The sequence below is a fragment of the Geodermatophilus nigrescens genome, assembly GCF_900129495.1.
GTDB lineage: Bacteria > Actinomycetota > Actinomycetes > Mycobacteriales > Geodermatophilaceae > Geodermatophilus > Geodermatophilus nigrescens.
Window position 1 is genome coordinate 23636 of the sequence record NZ_FQVX01000001.1, and the last position, 17962, is coordinate 41597.

Here is a 17962-nt window from a genome sequence, read left to right on the forward strand (position 1 = left end):
CCTACGCGTCCCAGGCCAGCCGGAGCCCGCTGAACACCTGCCGGCGCACCGGGTGGTCCCAGTTGCGGAAGCTCGGCCGCAGGATCGAGGGCTCCACCGACCAGGCGCCGCCGCGCAGCACCTTGTAGTCGCCGCCGAAGAAGGGCGCGGAGTAGTCGGCGTAGAGCATCGGGCGGAAGCCGGGCCAGGCGGTGAAGTCCGACGACGTCCACTCCCAGACGTCGCCGATCATCTGCTCGGCCCCGCACGGGGAGGCCGACGCCGGGTAGGCGCCGGCGGGCGCGGGCCGCAGCGCCCCGCCGCCGAGGTTCGCCACCGCCGGCGTCGGGTCGGCGTCGCCCCACGGCCAGCGCCGCCGCCCTCCGGTGGCGGGGTCCCAGACGGCGGCCTTCTCCCACTCCGCCTCCGTGGGCAGCCGGGCGCCGGCCCAGGCGGCGTACGCCTCCGCCTCGAAGAACGTCACGTGCTGCACCGGCTCGTCGGGCGGCACCTCCTCCAGCACGCCGAAGCGGGTGCGCACCGTGCCGTCGGGGCTCCAGTTCCGCGGCCCGGTGAGCCCGGCCTCCTGCCGGTGCGCCCAGCCGCGCGCCGACCACCAGCGCGGGGTGTCGTAGCCGCCGTCGGCGACGAAGGCGGCGTACTCGGCGTTGGTCACCGGCACCCGGCCGATGCGGAAGGCGGGCACGTCGACCACGTGCGCCGGCCGCTCGTTGTCCAGGGAGAACGGCTCGTCGGCGGCGTCGACGCCGAGCACGAACGGCCCGCCGGGCACGGGCACCGACGTCCCGGCCACGCCCGGCCGGCCCGGCGGCAGCGGGTCGCCGTCGCCGAGCAGCGGCGGGCCGGTGCGCAGGCCGAGTGTCTGCAGCATGGTCTCCGCGTGCTGGGCCTCGTGGCTGACGACCATCGCGACGTCGAAGGGGTCGTCGTCCGGCCCGAGGCGCTCCAGCCGGTCCAGCACCCGCCCGCGCACCTCGCGCACGTAGGCGCGTGCCTCCACGGGCGGCAGCAGCGGCAGCCGGTCGCGCACCGCCCGGGGGTGGGTGAAGGCGTCGTACAGCGCCTCGACGGCGGGCGGCAGCAGGCCCGGCCGGCGGGCGTCACCGCCGCGCAGCAGCCACAGGTCCTCCTGCTGGCCGACGTGCGCGAGGTCCCACACCAGCGGGCTCATCAGCGGGCTGTGCTGGCGCAGCAGCTCCGGGGCGTCGTGGTCGGTGAGCAGCAGGGTGCGCCGGCGGGCGGCCTCCAGCTCCCGGGCCAGCCGTTCGGGAGTCGCGGTCACGGCAGGTCCTCCGGGCCGGGGATCGGGAGGGTGGCGGTGAGCAGGGCGGCGACGGGATCGGGGGGCAGCAGGTCGCCGGGGGACCGCCCGGACTCCGCGAGCGCGGCGAGCGCCTCGGCCTCCGGGCGCAGCGCCGCGGGGACGGCGGGCACCGCCGCCGCCAGGCAGGCCACCGCGGCGGCGCGCAGCGCGGGGTCGGCCAGCCCGTCGCGGGCGGCGCGGGTCCAGGCGCCGGCCACGGGCGCGGTGGCGTCGGCCGCGGCGTCGGCGGCCCGCGGGTCGTCGAGCAGCGCGGTGGTGACCGCGGCCAGCGCCGGCCACCACGGCTCGGGGGCGGCGTCGAGGTAGCGGATCTCCAGGTAGCCACGCGGGCGGACCGGCGGGAACAGCGTGGACAGGTGGTAGTCGAGGTCGGCCGCCGTCGGCCGGCGCCCGCCCAGCGGCGCGGCGCCGGTGACCCAGTCGGCGAACGGCACCCGGGCGCGGACCGGCTCCGCCGCGCCGCTCGCCGGGTCGCGCACCAGCATCACCGGGGCGGCGAGGGCGTAGTCGGCCCACTCGCCGGCCGGGTCGGGGCCGCCGAGCAGCGGCCCGCAGCGGCGCTGGTCGATCGCGCCCCACACCCGCTGGCGCGCCGAGCGCCAGCCGGTGGCCCGCCCGGCGGTCAGCGGCGAGCAGGCCGACAGCGCCACCAGCACCGGGCCCACCCGGTGGGCCAGTGACACCCGCGCGCCCCAGCCCTCCCGCGGGCCGGCGTCGAGGTTGACCTGCAGCGACGCGGTCGCCGTCATCATCGCGGCGCCCGCCTCGCCGCAGCCCACGGCGGCGAAGTGCCGTTCCATCGCCCGGTACCGCGGGGCGGGGCTCACCCGGGCGGGCGGCCGTAGCGGGTCGGTGCCGAGCGGAGCGAGCGCCAGCCGGTCCGCGGCCAGTGCCGACGCGAGCACCGCCCGGTCGGCCCGCAGGGCGGCCACGGCCGCGCCGGCGCCGGGCAGCGGCGGGCCGGAGAGCTCCACCTGCCCGCCGGGCTCGAGCGTCACCCGCGAGCCGCCGGGCAGCGGCGGCAGGCCGGCGACCGCGGCCGTGACGCGCTCCCACGGCACCCGGTCGGCGGGCGCGTCCAGGTCGACCAGGTGCGCCTCGAGCTCCAGGCCGACGGTGCTCACGGGCCCCGGCCGCAGCGCGGCGGCGGTGACGGCCGCGACGGCGGCGTCCAGGTCGAGCGCCGTGCACTCCTCCACGACGGGCGCCATGGCGCCCACCCCCCTCCAGGTCCGGACCGGTCGCCGGGGCGACCGCGGGTCGGTGCGGGGGCGGCCTCCAGTGCGCGGCCGTCCTCGGCTCCCATCCAGTCACGCGACGGCCGCGGTGACAACCCCCCGTGGCCGTCGTCGTCGTGCCGTCCTCCCGCGTTCGTCGCACGATCGCCGGGTGGATGTCTCCCGCGACCGGGATCCGGAGGGCCGGGCCCGCAACGCCCGCCCCCGCGACGCGCTCGGCCGCCCGCTGCCGCGCGGTGCCGAGGGCGTCGAGCGGGCGCCCGAGGGTGTGCCGCGCACCCCGGACGAGGCGGTGGCCGAGGCGCAGGCACTGCTCGACGACGGCCGCCCGTTCCACGCCCACGAGGTGCTGGAGGACGCGTGGAAGGCCGCGCCCGGGGAGGAGCGGCAGCTCTGGCGCGGTCTGGCCCAGCTCGCCGTCGGCCTCACCCACGCCGCCCGCGGGAACGCCCGCGGCGCCGCGACGCTGGTGGAGCGGGGCGCCGCCAACGTCGCCCCCTACGCCGCCGCACCGCCGCACGGCCTCGACGTCGCCGGGCTGCTGGCCTGGGCGCGCGGGCCGCTCGACCCGGACCGGCCGCTCCGCCTGCGCGCCCCTGGCCCGCGCCCCTGAGCCCGGGCAGACTGCGGGCGGCGGGAGGAGGCCCCATGCGCAGCTACGAGGCGGCCACGCGGATCGACGCGGCGCCGGACGAGGTGTGGCGGCACCTGGTCGACGTCGGCAGCTGGCGGGACTGGGACTCCGGCGTCGACCGGGTCGAGGGCCGCGTCGCGCTCGGCGAGCGGCTGACCCTGTACGCGACCATGATCCGCAGCCGCCCGTTCGCGGTCACCGTCACCGAGCTGCGGCCGGGCGAGGCGATGCGCTGGCGCGGCGGCCTGCCGTTCGGGCTGGCGGTCATCGAGCGCACCTACACCCTGGACCGGCAGGACGGCGGCGGCACGGTGCTCACCGTCCGGGAGGACCAGACCGGCCCGCTGGCCTGGGTGACCGAGCGGGCGACGCCGGACCTCAACCCCTCGTTCCGCCAGTTCTGCGCGGGGCTCCGGGCGCGCGCCGAACGGTCGGCCCGGCGCCCGGGCTGAGGCTCAGCAGAACTCGGCGAGCAGCGCCCGCGCGCGGGCGACGAACGGCGCGAAGCCGAACAGGTCGCACAGCTCCAGCGCCCGCTCCAGCTCCGCGGCCGCGCCCGGCTCGCCGAGCAGGCCGAGCACGCCGCCGCGGTAGAGCGCCGTCGGGCCGAGCACCGTCGTCCCGGCCCACAGGACCACCACCGTGTCGCCGTAGGAGCGCAGCGCGGGCAGCACGGTGGCGGCGAGGTCGCGGGCGCGCAGCTCCAGGGCGACGTCGGCCAGCAGGACGGTGCGCACCGGCTCGCGGGCGCCGTGCGCGGGGAAGCCCAGCCACCGCTCGACGGCGGCGCGGGACGCCCCGGTGCGGCCGGCCTGCGCGTGCGCCTGGGCGAGCACCGCCAGCCAGCCGGGGTCCACCGTGGCCGCCAGGTCGACCACCTCGGGCACCAGGTCGGGCATCCGCCGCTCGTGCCAGGCGGCGATGCCCTCGATCGTCTGGCGGGACATGCGGGTGACGTCCGCGGCGGCCGGGGAGGTGGTGGGCGCGTCGGCGACGGCGGCGTCGGCCAGCCGGCGCGCGCCGTCGGCGTCGCCGCGGGCCAGCGCCAGGCCGGCCGACCACCAGGCGTCGAGCTGCAGCAGGTCGCCGTCGCCGCGGCGGGTGGCCAGCTCGGTGAACCGCCGGCTGACCACCGCCGCCTCCTCCGCCTGCGCGGTCTCGGTGAGCGCGCAGCGCAGCAGGTGCAGCGCGGTCGCCTCGGCCGCCGGGTCGCCGGTGGACTCGCGCAGCATCGTCCGGGCCAGCGCCACCCGGCCGGCTGCGTGCGCCGGCGTCCAGTCGGCGACGAACCGGGCCACCCGCGCCCGCGGGCGCGCGGTGGGCGAGTCGCCGGCCGCGGCCAGTGCCCGGTCGGCCAGCTCGCGGCCGCCGGGCTCGCCGGAGGAGGACCGCTGCACCGCCAGCGCGGCGAGCACCGCCGAGGCGAGCGCGGGCGGCAGCTCCCCGGCGCGGGCGGCGGCCTCCTCCAGCAGCGCGACGTCGGTGGCGGCGGGCGCGCCCACCGACGCCCAGTAGCCGCCCACCCCGCCCCCGGCCGAGGCGACGGCGGCGCGGGCCAGCCGGGCGGGGTCGTCGGCGGCGCGGGCGAGGCCGGCGGCGGTGCGCAGCTCGGCGCCGCTGTCCTCCAGCAGGCCCAGCCGGCGCAGCCCCTCGCCGCGGAGCAGGTGCAGGTCGGCCCCGAGCGCGGAGGCGCCGGCCGGGACGTGCGCCAGCCCCCGCCCGGCGAGCGCGACCGCCTCGTCGACGCCGGCCCGGTCGAGGGCCTCACCGGCGGCGCGGAGGCAGGCGCGGGCGGCCCGCTCGTCCGGCCCGCCGGCGGCGGCCTCGCTGCGGTGCACGGCGATGGCCCCGGCGGAGGTGGCCGCGGCCGGCCCGTCCTCCAGCGCCGCGGCGAGCCGGCCGTGGACGGCGGCGCGCTCGACCGGGCCGAGGTCGGCCAGCAGGACCTCCCGCACCAGGTCGTGCGCCACCCGCACCCGGCCGGGCGTCGTCTCCAGCAGCAGCCCGGTGCGCAGGGCCGCCGTCACCCCGGCGGGGTCGCCGGGGCCGAGCGCCGCGCCGAGCAGCGCCAGCGACACCTCCCGCCCGGCGACGGCGGCGGTGGCCAGCACGCGCTGCGCGCCGGCCGGGAGGGCGGCCACCCGCAGCCGGACGACGTCGCGCACGCCCGCCGGGACGGCGGGACCGGACGGAGCGGGCAGCGCGGCGAGCTCGGTGACGAAGAACGGGTTGCCGCCGGTGCGCGCGGTGAGCGCGGCGGCGTCCTCGGCGGGGGCGCCGCGCAGCTCCCCGACCAGGTCGGCGACCTCGTCGGCCGCCAGGCCGCCCAGGCGCAGCCGGCGCGCACCGGGCAGGCGGGCCGCGGCGCCGAGCACCCGCGACAGCGCCGCGTCGCCGGTGGCCTCCTCGCGGCAGGTGACGGCGAGGAGCACCCGGCTGTCGTGCAGCTGGGACAGCACCACCTCCAGCACGTGCAGGGAGTCGCGGTCGGCCCACTGCAGGTCGTCGAGGACGACGAGCAGCGGCGCGTCGGCCCCGAGCGCGTGCAGCCGGCGGGCGGTGTCCAAGCCGAGCGCGAAGCGGGCGCCGGTGTCGGAGCCGAGCGCCGCCTCGGGCAGACCGCCCAGCACCTGCTGCCACGGCCAGTACGGCGGCGCCCCGCCGATCTCGGCGCAGCGCCCCCAGCGCACCGCCGCCCCGGCGCGGGCGGCGAAGGCCTCGACCAGCCGGGTCTTGCCGATGCCGGGCTCGCCGGTGACCACGACGGCGGTGCCGCGCCCGGCGGAGGCCGCCGACCAGGCGGCGCCGAGGGCGGCCAGCTCGGCGGGCCGGCCGACGAAGCCGTCCGTGGCGGGCCCCGGCGGGGCGGGCGCGGGCGGAGGAGGTGCCGCGCCGGGCGCTCGGGCGGGCGCCGGCCTCGCGCCGAGCGCGGGGTCCTGGCGCAGCACCGCGGCCTCGAGGTCGCGCAGCTCGGCGGAGGGGTCGAGTCCCAGCTCGTCGGCGATCCGCTCCCGGACGCGGCGCAGCACGTCCAGGGCGTCGGCCTGCCGCCCCGCGCGGACCAGCGCCCGGGCCAGCAGGCCGGCGGTGCGCTCCCGAAGCGGGGACACCGCCACCGCCTCGGTGAGGCCGGGCACCAGCTCCGCGCCGCCGCCGAGCGCCAGCCGCGCCTCGGCCAGCCGCTCGACGGCGACCCGCCGCAGCTCCTCGAGCCGGGCGACCACAGGGACGACGTCGTCGACGTCGGCCACGTCGGCGTAGGGGCGGTCCTGCCAGCGGGCGAGCGCCTCGGGCAGCAGCCGTGCGGCCTCCCGGTCGTCGCCGGAGGTGCCCGCGGTGACCAGGTCGGCGAAGGCGTGCGCGTCGACGGCGGTGCGCGGGAGGACCAGCGCGTAGCCGTCACCGCGGGTGACCAGGACCTCCGCGTCGCGGGCGCCGCGGCCCGGGTCGACCAGCCGGCGCAGGCGGCTGACGTGCCCCTGCAGCGTCGTCGTGGCGGTGGCCGGCGGGGCCCCGCGCCACAGCCGGTCGGCGAGCGCGCCCGCCGGGACGGTCCGGCCCTCGGCCGCCGCGAGCAGCGCCAGGACCTCGGCGGGCCGGCGCCCGCCGAGGTCCAGCTCGGCGCCGTCCCGGGCCAGCCGGGTCGGCCCGAGGACGTCCAGCCGCAGCTCCACGGCGCAGGAGGGTAGGTGCTCGCGGCCCGTTCCCGCGGTCAGCCGGCGACCGTGCCGCCGCCGGGCGCCCGCCGCAGCGGGGCGACCCGCCACCAGGCGAGGGCGGCCAGCAGCAGGGTGACCGCGCCCATGGCGCCGGTCTCGGTGGAGAGCCACTCGGTGGGCCCGCTGTCGGCCGTGAGGGGCGCGAGCACGTGGTAGAGCAGCGCGTTGAGCACCGCGTGCGCCAGCACGCCCGGCCAGATGCCCCAGCGCAGCTGCATGCTCGCGAGCACCGCGCCGAGGGAGGTCGTGCCCAGCGTCAGGCAGGCCAGCGCGAAGACCACCGGGACACCCGCGGGCGCCCCGCCGACGAAGAGCACCAGCGGCCAGTGGAACAGCGACCACGCCAGCCCGCTGACCAGGACGACGGTGCGCGGGCCCGCCACCTGCGCGAGGCGCTGCACGAGCAGGCCGCGCCAGCCGACGTCCTCGGCCAGCGCGAGCGCCACGTAGGGCAGCACCAGCACGGTCAGGCCGAGCGGCAGCACCGGGCCGACCGCGCCGGAGGCGAAGCCGGCCAGGCCGGTGACCCACAGCAGGACGCCGGCGGCCAGCGTGGGCAGCAGCGCCCACAGCCACGCGGTGCCGAGGCTGCGCAGCGACGTCCGGCGGACGCCCCAGTCCGGCCGGCGCAGCGTCCCGGTGGCGACCAGGCGGGCGACGACGGCGGCCAGCAGCGGGATGAGCGCCTGCCCGAACAGCAGCGCCTGCACCAGCGGCGGCGCCTCGTCGAGACGGGTGACGTCGGCGCCGGCGGCCGCGGCGACCGAGGTGGTGACGGTGAGCAGGGCGGCGACGACGGCGAGGAAGACGCCGATCTCCCGCCACGGGGACGGGCGGACGGCGGGCGCCGGTGCGGCGGCCACCGCGGGGGTGGACAGCGAGGAGGTCATGGCGGCCACGCTCGGTGACCGGGCTGGTCGGGTGCTGGTCGCCGGCTGGCGCGGCGCCGACCAGCGGCCCACCAGCGCGCGGGCGCACCGTGCGGGACATGGAGCCGATCGACGCCGTCCTCCCCGGCGCGCAGGTGCTGACCCTCCCGGCGGGTACCCCGGCGCACCGCTACCTCGCCCGCCGCGCCGACCTGGTGCTCGTCGTCCTGGAGGGGGCGCCGGCGCTCGCGGTCGGGGCGGGCCCGCCGCAGGCCCGCCCGGCCGGCTCGGTCGTCGTCTGCCCGCGGGGGGTGACCTGGTCGGTCGCCGGTGGCCCGGCGCCCGCCCGGCTGGCCGCCGTCGGCTTCCCGTCGGGGCCGGAGCGGACGCTCGCCGCCCTCGTCGGACCGCCGCCGCTGGACGGCGCCGCTCTCGTGGCCGCCGCGGCCGACGGCGGCCTGGAGGTCGTGCTGGAGCCGCTGCGGCGGGTGCCGTGACCACTGTGACCGGAACCACGTCCGGCTCCGGTCGCGGTGTCACGATGGTCCGGTGAGCACCGACACCGCTCCCTCCACCGGCACCGCTCCCTCCACCGCCACCGGCGACAGCGCGCCCGGCGAGCCGGCCGCTGCGCCCCGCGGGCCGGTCACCTCGGCGTCCTACTCGATCACCGTGCGGCTGACCGCCGACGGCGACCCGGCGTCCATCGGCCGGATCGCCACCGCGGTGGGCACCGCCGGCGGGGCGGTGACCGCGATCGACGTCGTCGACTCCCGCTCCGACGGGCTCACCGTCGACGTCACCTGCTCGGCCGCGGACGCCGCCCACTCCGAGGAGATGGTCGACGCGCTGCGCGCCGTCCCCGGCGTGGCGGTGCGCAAGGTCAGCGACCGCACCTTCCTGCTGCACCTCGGCGGCAAGCTGGAGGTGGCCTCCAAGGTGCCGCTCAAGACCCGCGACGACCTGTCGATGGCCTACACGCCGGGCGTCGCGCGGGTGTGCCTCGCGCTGGCCGAGCACCCCGAGGACGTGCGGCGGCTGACCATCAAGGGCAACACCGTCGCCGTCGTCACCGACGGCTCGGCGGTCCTCGGTCTCGGCGACCTCGGGCCCGGCGCGGCGTTGCCGGTCATGGAGGGCAAGGCGGCGCTGTTCAAGCGGTTCGCCGACATCGACGCCTGGCCGATCTGCCTGGACACCCAGGACGTCGACGAGATCGTGCGCACCGTCGAGCTGATCGCGCCCGGCTTCGGCGGGATCAACCTCGAGGACATCGCCGCGCCCCGCTGCTTCGAGATCGAGGCCCGGCTGCGCGAGCGGCTCGACGTCCCCGTCTTCCACGACGACCAGCACGGGACGGCGATCGTCGCGCTGGCCGCCCTGCGCAACGCCCTGCGCGTCGTGGACAAGCAGCTGCCCGACGTGCGGATCGTCGTCGCCGGGGCGGGCGCCGCCGGGACGGCGATCGTGCACCTGCTGCTGGAGGCCGGCGCCGGGCAGGTGCTGGTGTGGGACCGCGAGGGCATCCTCTCGCCGGACGACGAGCGGCTGTCCCCAGCCAAGCTCGCGCTGGCCCGGCGGACCAACCCCGCGTGCACGCGCGGCGACCTGCCCGCCGCGCTGGCCGGCGCCGACGTCTTCATCGGGGTGAGCGCCGGCAACGTGCTGCCGGTCGAGGCGCTGGCCGGCATGGCCGAGCGCGCGGTGGTGTTCCCGATGGCCAACCCGACGCCGGAGGTCGACCCGGTGCGGGCGCGCCAGTACGCCTCCGTCGTCGCCTCGGGCCGGTCGGACCTGCCCAACCAGATCAACAACGTGCTGGCCTTCCCCGGCGTGTTCCGCGGCCTGCTCGACGCCCGCGCCACGGAGATCAGCACCGGCATGCTGCTGGCCGCCGCCGAGGCGCTCTCGGCGCTGGTGCGCGACGACCAGCTCAACGCCAACTACGTCATCCCGAGCGTGTTCGACCCGGCGGTCACGCCCGCGGTGGCCGCCGCCGTCGCCGACCAGGCCCGCGCCGAGCCGGGCGCGACCGCCCCCGTCACCGACCGGATGAGCTCGAGCGGCTGACGCCGGGACTCGAGCGGCTGACGCCGGGGCTCCACCCGGGTGGGGGACGGTGATTGGCCGCGGTGTCGTCCGGAGGACGACGATGTCACCGTGCCCGAGTTGCCCGAGGTGGAGGCCCTGGCGGCGTTCCTCCGCGAGAACGCCGTCGGCCGGGTGGTCGCGCGCACCGACCTGACCGGCCTCCAGGCGCTGAAGACGTTCGACCCGCCGCTGTCGGCGCTGTCCGGCCTGGAGGTCACCGGCGCCTCCCGGCACGGCAAGTTCCTCGACCTCGAGGTCTCCGGCCTGCACCTCGTCGTCCACCTGGCCCGCGCCGGGTGGCTGCACTGGCGCACCGCCCTGCCCGCCGCGCCGCCCAAGCCCGGCAAGGGGCCGCTCGCCCTGCGCGTGCACCTCGATGACGGGAACGGCTTCGACCTCACCGAGCAGGGCACCCGCAAGGGCCTCGCCGTCTACGTCGTCCGCTCGCCGGCCGAGGTGCCGGGGATCGAGCGGCTCGGCCCCGACGCCCTCGAGGTCGACGGCGACACCTTCGCCCGGCTGATGGCCGGCCGCTCCGGCCAGGTCAAGGGCGCGCTGACCGACCAGACCCTGCTGTCGGGCATCGGCAACGCCTACTCCGACGAGATCCTGCACGTCGCCCGGCTCTCGCCGTTCAAGATGGCCGACAAGCTCACTGACGACGAGGTCCTGCGGCTGCACGACGCCGTCCGGGCGGTGCTGACCGACGCCCTGCAGCGCCAGGTCGGGCAGCAGGCGGCGACCCTCAAGGGCGAGAAGCGCTCGGGCCTGCAGGTGCACGCGCGCACCGGCCTGCCCTGTCCCGTCTGCGGGGACACCGTCCGCGAGGTCAGCTTCGCCGACACCTCGCTGCAGTACTGCCCGACCTGCCAGACCGGCGGCAAGCCGCTGGCCGACCGCCGGATGAGCAAGCTGCTGCGCTGAGAGCGGTCCCAGTCCGCGGAGGGGGTCCGCCGGCGCCCCGGGGGTGGTACGACGGACCCGTGGCAGAGCGGCCGCCTCCCGTGGTGACCCTGGAGCACGTCGCGCGCGCGGCCGGGGTCTCGCGCGCGACGGTGTCCCGCGCGGTCACCGGCTCCGGGCCGGTGTCGGCCGACGCCCTGCGCCGGGTCCGCGCCGCCGCCGAGGCGCTGGGCTACGTGGCCGACCCGATCGCCCGGGCGCTGGCCCGCGGCACGGGCACGCGGCTCGTCGTCGCCATGACCGGCACCTCCGACGCGGTGCTGGACTGCGCCTACACCGGCCGGGTGCTGAGCACCGCCGCCCGCCTGCTGGCCCCCGAGGGCCTGGGCGTGGCGCTGCGCCGGCTGCCGCTGCACGCGCCCGCCGCCGAGCTCGACGCGCTCGCGCGTGACCGCACCGTCGGCGGCGTCGTCCTGGTGAACACCACCGCCGAGGAGCTGGCCGCGGTGCCCCGGGAGCTGCGCGGCCGGGTCGTGTCGATCGGGGTGGGCAGCGCCGTCGTCCCCTCGGTCGACGTCGACGCCGCCGCGGCGGCCGCCGCCTCCGTCGCGCACCTCGTGCGGTCGGGGCGCCGCCGGATCGCGATGGTCACCGGCCCGGAGTGGCTGCCGTGCACCCGGCGGCCGGTGGCGGCCTTCCGCGCCGCCGTCGCCGCGGCCGGGCTGCCGGTGCGCACGGTCCCGGGCGGGTTCGACGCCGCGGCCGGGGCGGCCGGCGCGGAGGAGGTGCTCGCCCGGTGGCCCGACACCGACGCCGTCCTCGGCAGCTGTGACGACGTCGCCCTCGGCGTCCTCGCCGTCCTGCGTCGGCACGGCCGGCAGGTGCCCGGCGACGTCGCGGTCACCGGCTTCGACGACGCGCCGCTCGCCGAGGTCACCGACCTGACGACGGCGACCCACCCGGTCGAGCGGATCACCGACGCGGCCGTGCGGGCGGTGCTGACCGGCGCCCCGGCGGACGGGACGCTGTTCTTCCCCTCCGAGCTGGTCCTGCGCCGCAGCGCCTGACCGTCAGCCGGCGAGCAACGAGGTCAGGCGCGACAGCAGCCGGGCGAACACCGCGCCGCCGACGCCGGCGTCGTCATCGGCGGTCCGCTCCTCCCCGGCGGGGTCGACGGCGCTCCACCAGTCCTCCAGCGGCGGCGGGGCCAGCACGTCGACCCGCTGACCCGGGCGGGGCACGAGCACCGGCACGTCGGGGCCGACGGCGGCCAGCAGCCGCTGCACCGGCTCCGCCCAGCGGTGGAAGGCCAGGTTGAACGTGGCCCAGTGCACCGGCAGGAGGGCGCGGCCGCCGAGGTCGCCGTGCGCGCGCACCGCCTGCTCGGGGTCCATGTGGATGTGCGCCCACGCGTCGTTGTAGGCGCCGATGGGCAGCAGCGTGAGGTCGAAGGGGCCCAGCCGCGCGCCGATGCCGGCGAAGGCGGGCGTGTAGCCGGTGTCGCCGCCGAAGAACACGCGGTGCCGCGGCCCGGCGACCACCCAGGACGACCACAGCGTGGTGTCGCGGGTGAGGTAGCGGCCGGAGAAGTGCCGCGCCTCGGTGCAGGTGATCGTCAGGGCGCCGACCGTCGTCGCGCCGTCCCAGTCCAGCTCGACGACGCGGTCGGCCGGGACGCCCCAGTGCCGCAGGTGCACGCCGACGCCGAGCGGGACGACGAACGGCGCGTCCTGCTGCTCGACCAGGGCCCGCACGGTGGGCAGGTCCAGGTGGTCGTAGTGGTCGTGCGAGATCAGCACCGCGTCGACGCGGGGGAGGGTCTCCACCGGGGCCGGCGGCTCGTGCAGGCGGGTGGGGCCGAACACCGGCGACGGCGAGACCCGGTGGCCCCACACCGGGTCGACCAGCACGCGGGCGCCGTCGACCTCCAGCAGCGCGCTCGAGTGCCCGAACCAGGTGACGGCGAGCTCGCCGGCCTCGGCCGGGATCTCCGGGCGGGCCAGCGGCACCGGTCGGGCGGGCAGACCGACGTGCCGGTCGTCGTGCCACTGGCGCAGCAGCCCGCGGCGGGCGTTGGGCGGCGGCAGCGCCGGCGTGGGCAGCGTGTTGGAGAACCGGCCGCCCGACCACTGCGGGGAGCCGGCCACCGTCGGTCGGATCTCGCGGCGCCCGGCGCCGATCGCCGTCGGCAGGCCCCACGCGGCGCGGGCCAGGAAGCCGGCGGGCAGGGCGAGGGCGGCGGTCAGGGCGATGCGACGGGCTCGGCGCGGGGACGGCACGCCCCCCAGCATCCCAGCCCTCGCCGGACGGGGGCTGCACGCCGGAGGGAGGTCGTCGTCACGGGTCGACGTCCTCGGCGGGGTCGGGAAAGTCGAACGGCGGGGTCGGGTCCTGCCCCTCGGCGGCGACGACGGCGTCGATCGTCACCTCGCCGGCCTCGGCGAACACCAGGGTGACCGGGATCGACTGGGAGCTGCGGAGCTCGCGCCCGAGGTCGACGAGGGTCACCGTCGGCGCGCCCTCGGCGCCGACGTAGACGTTGTCCCCGGCCGGGACGGGGACGTCGACCTCCCCGCCGTCCCCGTCGACGGCGTCGGCGAAGTGGGGCCCGGTGACGTCGACCAGCGCGTCGTCGGCGGTGCCGCTGTTGGCGATGCCGAGGAACAGCCGGGCGTCGTCGCCCTCGTCGTGGACGCCGTCGAGCGGGTACTCCAGCTGGACCTGCAGGACCGAGAGGTCGCCGGTGACGGCCTCGTCCGGCCCGACAGCGCCGCCGACGACCTCGGGGCTCGGGGTGGACAGTGGCTCCCCGGTGGTGCAGGCGGCCACGGCGAGCAGCAGCGCGGCGGGGGCGGCGAGTGCGGTGCGGGACACGCGTCCTCCTCGTGTGAGCGGTCGGGTGCGTACCGTCTGCCCGGGGAAAGACCTGTTGCATGCCAACTGTTGCCGTACTGCAACACTCAGGAGGGGTCGTGAACGCGGACGACGTCCTGCTCGGGCTGGCCCGTGCGGTGGTGGGCGTCTCCACCCGGGCGGCCGGTGAGCTGGGGACCGTGTCGGTGGTGCAGTTGCGGGCGCTCACGGTGCTCCGGCAGCGCCCCGACCTCGCGCTGGCCGAGCTCGCCCGCGGCGTCGGCGGAGGCGTGTCGACCACGAGCCGCCTGGTCGACCGGCTGGTCGCCGCGGGCTGGGTGGACCGGCGACCGTCGCCGGCGAGCCGCCGTGCGGTGAGCCTGCGGCTGACGGAGTCGGGGGAGGACCTCGTCCGGCGCTACGACGCGCTGCGCCTGGCCGAGCTGCGCGCGGCGCTCGACGGTGTGCCGCCGGGGCGGCGGGCGGCGGTGCTGGCCGCGCTCGCCGAGTTCGCGGCCGGCGTCGGGCTCGACGTCGTCCCGGTCCCGCGTGCGCCCACGGACGAGGGCGGCGACCCGGCGTGCTGGCTGGCGCGGGTCTGCCCCGCGTGCGGCCGGCTCGCCGACGAGGACCCGCCCACCCGCTGCCCGGCGTGCGGCGAGGAGCTCCCCGCGGACTGACGCCCGCCTCGGCTCGCTCCGGTGACGTCCTGGCTCACCGCAGCGCGTCCTGGCTCGCGGTCGGCGGTGAGCCAGGACGCGGCACGATCAGGACACCTGATCGTGCGGCGCCCGACCTCGCGCCGTGGTGCCCGACCTCGCGCTGCGCAGCGAGGTCGGGCACCGCGCAGCGAGGTCAGCGGCCGGCGACGAGGTCGGCGAGCGTGCGGCGCAGCGCCACCCCGGCGGCGTCGGCGCGCACGTGCAGCTCCGCGCGCAGGTCCAGCGGCAGGCCCGGGCTCTCCAGCTGCGCCTGCAGGTCGAGGTCCTCGTCGAGCGCCCGCGCCTCGGCGGTCACCGCGGCGGCGACGTCGTCGGGTCCGGGCAGAGGCGCCCCGGGCGGCGCGGCGAGCAGCACGCAGGCGTGCACGCGGGTGGAGTCGGCGTCCTCGGGCTGCAGGAGGACCAGCAGCGTCCGGGAGGAGCCGTCGTCGAGGTCGGTGCGCTGCCGCAGCAGGAACGGCGCGCGGAACACCGAGGTGACCCGCCGCCCGCCGCCCGTCCGCTCGACCGTGAACCCGCCGGGCTCCGCGGTCACCGTGCCGCCGGCGACCTCCGGCTCGCCGCCGTCCGCGTGCACGAACGGCAGGTGGGCGACGTCGAGGAGCGCGTCGGCGAGCGTCGCGGCGGGGCCGGCCGACCGCGCCGGCGGCAGCCAGCCGCGCACGAACCGCCGGTCGCCGTCCTCGGGGACCGCCAGGTCGGCGCCGCGCGGCTCGGCCGGCGCCAGCCAGACGACGCCGAGCCGCTCGCGCACGCCCCACGCCGGCGGGTCGGCGGTCACGCCGGCGGCGGTGCGCGACAGCGTCCACGTGCGCCCGAGCAGCCGCACCTGCAGCCAGCCGCCGGGGCGCAGCTCCCGGGACCGCGCGACGGGGTGCCAGGCGTGCTCGAGGGCCGGGTGCAGGTTGCCGAGCACCGGACCGGCCGGCGGCGCGGGGGCGGGCGCCGGCTCCGGGACGGGGGCGGCCGACGGCGCCGGGGGCAGGCCGACGGCGGTGCGCTCGGGCGCCAGCCAGACCCAGCCGTGCCGCTCCTCGACCGCCCACGGGACGGCGAGGTCCGCGCGCGGGGGCGCTGAGCCGTCGGGGCCCAGCGACGGCACGTCGACGCAGCGGCCGTCGCCGTCGAACCGCCAGCCGTGGTACGGGCACTGCAGCCGGCCCTCCACCACGGTGGCCGCCGCGAGCGGCACCAGCCGGTGCGGGCAGCGGGCGGGGAAGGCGCTCACCTCCGCGCCCGGCCGCAGCCGGACGACGACCCAGGACCGGCCGCCGGCGCCCACCGGCACCGGCGTCGTCCCCACCTCGGCGGCGCGCGCCACCGGGAACCAGCCCGCCGACCGTGCGGTCGACGGCATCCGCGTCGCGGTCATGACCCATTGCAGCGCCGCCGCGCTACCGGCGCGTTCCGCGAGGAAGAAGCTCAGGTCACGGCCCGGCCTCGAAAGTTTCGGTGGTACGCGACGCAACCTCTCGACCCCTAAGGTGAGCGCGGTCACAAGACCAGTGGCGTTCCGGATCGACGAGGGAGCAACCCGTGACAGAACCCGCCGAACGGCGGTTGCTGACGCCGGAGGAGTACCGGCAGGCGCAGGACTCGCCGGAGTTCACCGAGCTGCGCAGGCGCTTCCGGCGCTTCGCCTTCCCGATGACCGTGGCCTTCCTGGCCTGGTACCTGCTCTACGTCCTGCTCTCGACCTACGCGCCGGACTTCATGTCCACGCAGGTCTTCGGCAACGTGAACCTCGGCGTCCTGCTGGGGCTGGGGCAGTTCGTCTCCACGTTCGTGATCACCCACCTCTACGTGGCGCACGCGAACCGCAGGACCGACCCCATCGCCGACGAGATGCGCGAGCGGCTCGAGAGCCACCAGTACGCCGGCTCCGGCCGCACGGGCACCGACATCAGCAAGGGCGGTGCCACGCGTGCCTGACACCACCGTGCTCGCGGCGGACGCCACCATCGGCAGCCCCGCCGTCAACATCTCGATCTTCGGCGCGTTCGTCCTGATCACCCTGGTGATCACGTTCCGCGCCAGCCGCAACAACAAGAGCGCGGCCGACTACTACGCCGCCGGCCGCAACATCAGCGGCACGCAGAACGGCCTGGCCATCGCCGGCGACTACCTGTCCGCGGCGTCGTTCCTGGGCATCGCCGGCGCGATCGCCGTCTACGGCTACGACGGCTTCCTCTACTCGATCGGCTTCCTCGTCGCCTGGCTCGTCGCGCTGCTGCTCGTCGCCGAGCTCATGCGCAACACCGCGCGGTACACGATGGCCGACGTCCTGGCCTTCCGGATGCGGCAGGGCCCGGTGCGCACCGCGGCGGCGATCTCCACGCTCGCGGTGTCGCTGTTCTACCTGCTGGCCCAGATGGCCGGCGCCGGCGGACTGGTCACCCTGCTGCTCGGGGTCACCGGCGAGGCGGCGCAGGCGCTCGTCGTCGTCCTGGTCGGCGCCCTGATGATCATCTACGTGCTGGTCGGCGGCATGCGCGGCACCACCTACGTGCAGATCATCAAGGCCACGCTGCTCATCGCGGGTGCCCTGGTGATGACCCTGTGGGTGCTTACGGAGTTCGGCTTCAACCTGTCCTCGCTGCTCGGCGACGCGCAGTCGGTGGCGGTCGAGGGCCGCGACGTGCTCGCCCCGGGTGCGCAGTACGGCGCCACCGGCACCTCGAAGCTCGACTTCGTCTCCCTGGGCCTCGCCCTGGTGCTCGGCACGGCGGGCCTGCCGCACGTGCTCATGCGCTTCTACACCGTGCCGACGGCGAAGGACGCCCGTCGCTCGGTGGTCTGGGCGATCTGGCTGATCGGCGTCTTCTACCTGTTCAGCCTGGTGATCGGCTACGGCGCGGGCGCGCTCGTGGGTCCCGAGCGGATCCTCGGTGCCCCGGGTGCGGTCAACTCCGCCGCGCCGCTGCTGGCCTTCGAGCTGGGCGGGACGATCCTGCTCGGCATCATCGCCGGCGTCGCCTTCGCGACGATCCTCGCGGTGGTCGCCGGGCTGACGATCACCGCCTCGGCCTCCTTCGCGCACGACGTCTACGCGTCGGTGATCAAGAAGGGCCAGGTGTCCCCGAACGGGGAGGTGAAGGTCGCCCGCATCACCGCGATCGTCATCGGGGCGATCTCGATCGGCCTGGGCATCCTGGCGCTGCAGGCGGGCCTGAACATCGCCTTCCTGGTGGCGCTGGCGTTCGCGGTGGCCGCCTCGGCGAACCTGCCGACGATCCTCTACACGCTGTTCTGGAAGCGGTTCACCACCCAGGGCGCGCTGTGGTCGATGTACGGCGGCCTGATCGCGTGCATCGTGCTGATCGTCTTCTCGCCGGTCGTGTCCGGTGCCCCGGTCAACCCGGCCACCGGGCTGTCCCCGTCGCTGTTCCAGGACGTGGACTTCCACTGGTTCCCGCTGAACAACCCGGGCATCGTGTCGATCCCGCTGTCGTTCTTCCTCGGCTGGCTCGGCTCGATCCTGTCCAAGGAGAAGCCGGACCTCGACAAGAACGCCGAGCTCGAGGTCCGCTCCCTCACCGGGATCGGTGCGGAGAAGGCCGTCCAGCACTAGCGGAAGGACCCCCTGGCCCCCCACCGCTCGCTCCGCTC

At 77.7% G+C, this 17962-nt stretch carries 16 protein-coding genes; 9 read left to right on the forward strand and 7 right to left on the reverse strand.

Annotated features, from left to right (window positions below):
* Position 1 precedes the first annotated feature (1 nt).
* Both egtB and egtA read right to left on the reverse strand, forming a co-directional pair.
* The gene (gene egtB / locus BUE37_RS00135; protein WP_073417757.1) at positions 2 to 1282 is read right to left on the reverse strand and encodes an ergothioneine biosynthesis protein EgtB; all 1281 of its coding nucleotides are present in this window, start codon (positions 1280 to 1282) and stop codon (positions 2 to 4) included.
* On the reverse strand, positions 1279 to 2535 hold the full coding sequence (gene egtA, locus BUE37_RS00140) for an ergothioneine biosynthesis glutamate--cysteine ligase EgtA (protein ID WP_073419398.1): 1257 nt from the start codon (positions 2533 to 2535) through the stop codon (positions 1279 to 1281). Before egtA ends, egtB begins: the two co-directional genes overlap by 4 nt.
* Positions 2536 to 2713: 178 nt before the next feature.
* Here egtA and BUE37_RS00145 point away from each other — a divergent pair, with 178 nt between their 5' ends.
* Positions 2714 to 3175: a DUF309 domain-containing protein gene (locus BUE37_RS00145; protein WP_073417759.1), complete on the forward strand. Its 462-nt coding sequence runs from the start codon at positions 2714 to 2716 to the stop codon at positions 3173 to 3175.
* A gap of 35 nt (positions 3176 to 3210) precedes the next feature.
* Positions 3211 to 3648, forward strand: coding sequence for an SRPBCC domain-containing protein (locus tag BUE37_RS00150; RefSeq protein ID WP_073417763.1), 438 nt, complete (start codon positions 3211 to 3213; stop codon positions 3646 to 3648).
* Between the two features lie 3 nt (positions 3649 to 3651).
* Here the strand turns inward: BUE37_RS00150 and BUE37_RS00155 are convergent, their stop codons facing one another.
* Together BUE37_RS00155 and BUE37_RS00160 are read right to left on the reverse strand one after the other, a co-directional pair.
* Positions 3652 to 6870: an ATP-binding protein gene (locus BUE37_RS00155; RefSeq protein WP_175562756.1), complete on the reverse strand. Its 3219-nt coding sequence runs from the start codon at positions 6868 to 6870 to the stop codon at positions 3652 to 3654.
* A gap of 38 nt (positions 6871 to 6908) precedes the next feature.
* Entirely contained in the window at positions 6909 to 7805 is an 897-nt protein-coding gene (locus BUE37_RS00160; protein WP_139252770.1) for a type II CAAX endopeptidase family protein, read from the reverse strand.
* A 98-nt stretch (positions 7806 to 7903) separates the two neighbouring features.
* Here BUE37_RS00160 and BUE37_RS00165 point away from each other — a divergent pair, with 98 nt between their 5' ends.
* The 4 genes from BUE37_RS00165 to BUE37_RS00180 all read left to right on the forward strand — a co-directional run bounded on the left by BUE37_RS00165 (position 7904) and on the right by BUE37_RS00180 (position 11845).
* Positions 7904 to 8281 carry a hypothetical protein gene (locus BUE37_RS00165; RefSeq protein WP_073417769.1) on the forward strand — a complete coding sequence of 126 codons (378 nt, stop codon included), beginning with the start codon at positions 7904 to 7906 and terminating at the stop codon, positions 8279 to 8281.
* A 52-nt stretch (positions 8282 to 8333) separates the two neighbouring features.
* Positions 8334 to 9854 carry an NAD-dependent malic enzyme gene (locus BUE37_RS00170; RefSeq protein ID WP_139252771.1) on the forward strand — a complete coding sequence of 507 codons (1521 nt, stop codon included), beginning with the start codon at positions 8334 to 8336 and terminating at the stop codon, positions 9852 to 9854.
* Positions 9855 to 9944: 90 nt separating this feature from the next.
* Positions 9945 to 10799, forward strand: coding sequence for an Fpg/Nei family DNA glycosylase (locus tag BUE37_RS00175; protein ID WP_073417771.1), 855 nt, complete (start codon positions 9945 to 9947; stop codon positions 10797 to 10799).
* Positions 10800 to 10858: 59 nt separating this feature from the next.
* On the forward strand, positions 10859 to 11845 hold the full coding sequence (locus tag BUE37_RS00180) for a LacI family DNA-binding transcriptional regulator (RefSeq protein WP_073417773.1): 987 nt from the start codon (positions 10859 to 10861) through the stop codon (positions 11843 to 11845).
* 3 nt (positions 11846 to 11848) lie between these two features.
* On the opposite strand, the gene BUE37_RS00185 is transcribed toward BUE37_RS00180, so the two are convergent.
* Both BUE37_RS00185 and BUE37_RS00190 read right to left on the reverse strand, forming a co-directional pair.
* On the reverse strand, positions 11849 to 13057 hold the full coding sequence (locus BUE37_RS00185) for an MBL fold metallo-hydrolase (protein WP_245794210.1): 1209 nt from the start codon (positions 13055 to 13057) through the stop codon (positions 11849 to 11851).
* Positions 13058 to 13115: 58 nt separating this feature from the next.
* A complete protein-coding gene (locus BUE37_RS00190) occupies positions 13116 to 13652 on the reverse strand; it encodes a copper chaperone PCu(A)C domain-containing protein (protein WP_073417777.1) in 537 nt (178 codons plus the stop codon).
* A gap of 98 nt (positions 13653 to 13750) precedes the next feature.
* Here BUE37_RS00190 and BUE37_RS00195 point away from each other — a divergent pair, with 98 nt between their 5' ends.
* On the forward strand, positions 13751 to 14311 hold the full coding sequence (locus BUE37_RS00195) for a MarR family transcriptional regulator (RefSeq protein ID WP_073417779.1): 561 nt from the start codon (positions 13751 to 13753) through the stop codon (positions 14309 to 14311).
* 175 nt (positions 14312 to 14486) lie between these two features.
* Here BUE37_RS00195 and BUE37_RS00200 read toward each other — a convergent pair whose 3' ends face one another.
* Positions 14487 to 15725 carry a Rieske 2Fe-2S domain-containing protein gene (locus tag BUE37_RS00200; RefSeq protein ID WP_245794211.1) on the reverse strand — a complete coding sequence of 413 codons (1239 nt, stop codon included), beginning with the start codon at positions 15723 to 15725 and terminating at the stop codon, positions 14487 to 14489.
* A gap of 164 nt (positions 15726 to 15889) precedes the next feature.
* Here BUE37_RS00200 and BUE37_RS00205 point away from each other — a divergent pair, with 164 nt between their 5' ends.
* Together BUE37_RS00205 and BUE37_RS00210 are read left to right on the forward strand one after the other, a co-directional pair.
* A complete protein-coding gene (locus BUE37_RS00205) occupies positions 15890 to 16285 on the forward strand; it encodes a DUF485 domain-containing protein (protein ID WP_073417781.1) in 396 nt (131 codons plus the stop codon).
* Complete coding sequence (locus BUE37_RS00210) at positions 16278 to 17924, forward strand: solute symporter family protein (RefSeq protein ID WP_217651084.1); 1647 nt, start codon at positions 16278 to 16280, stop codon at positions 17922 to 17924. The genes BUE37_RS00205 and BUE37_RS00210 overlap by 8 nt, the downstream gene beginning before the upstream one ends.
* Positions 17925 to 17962: the final 38 nt, after the last annotated feature.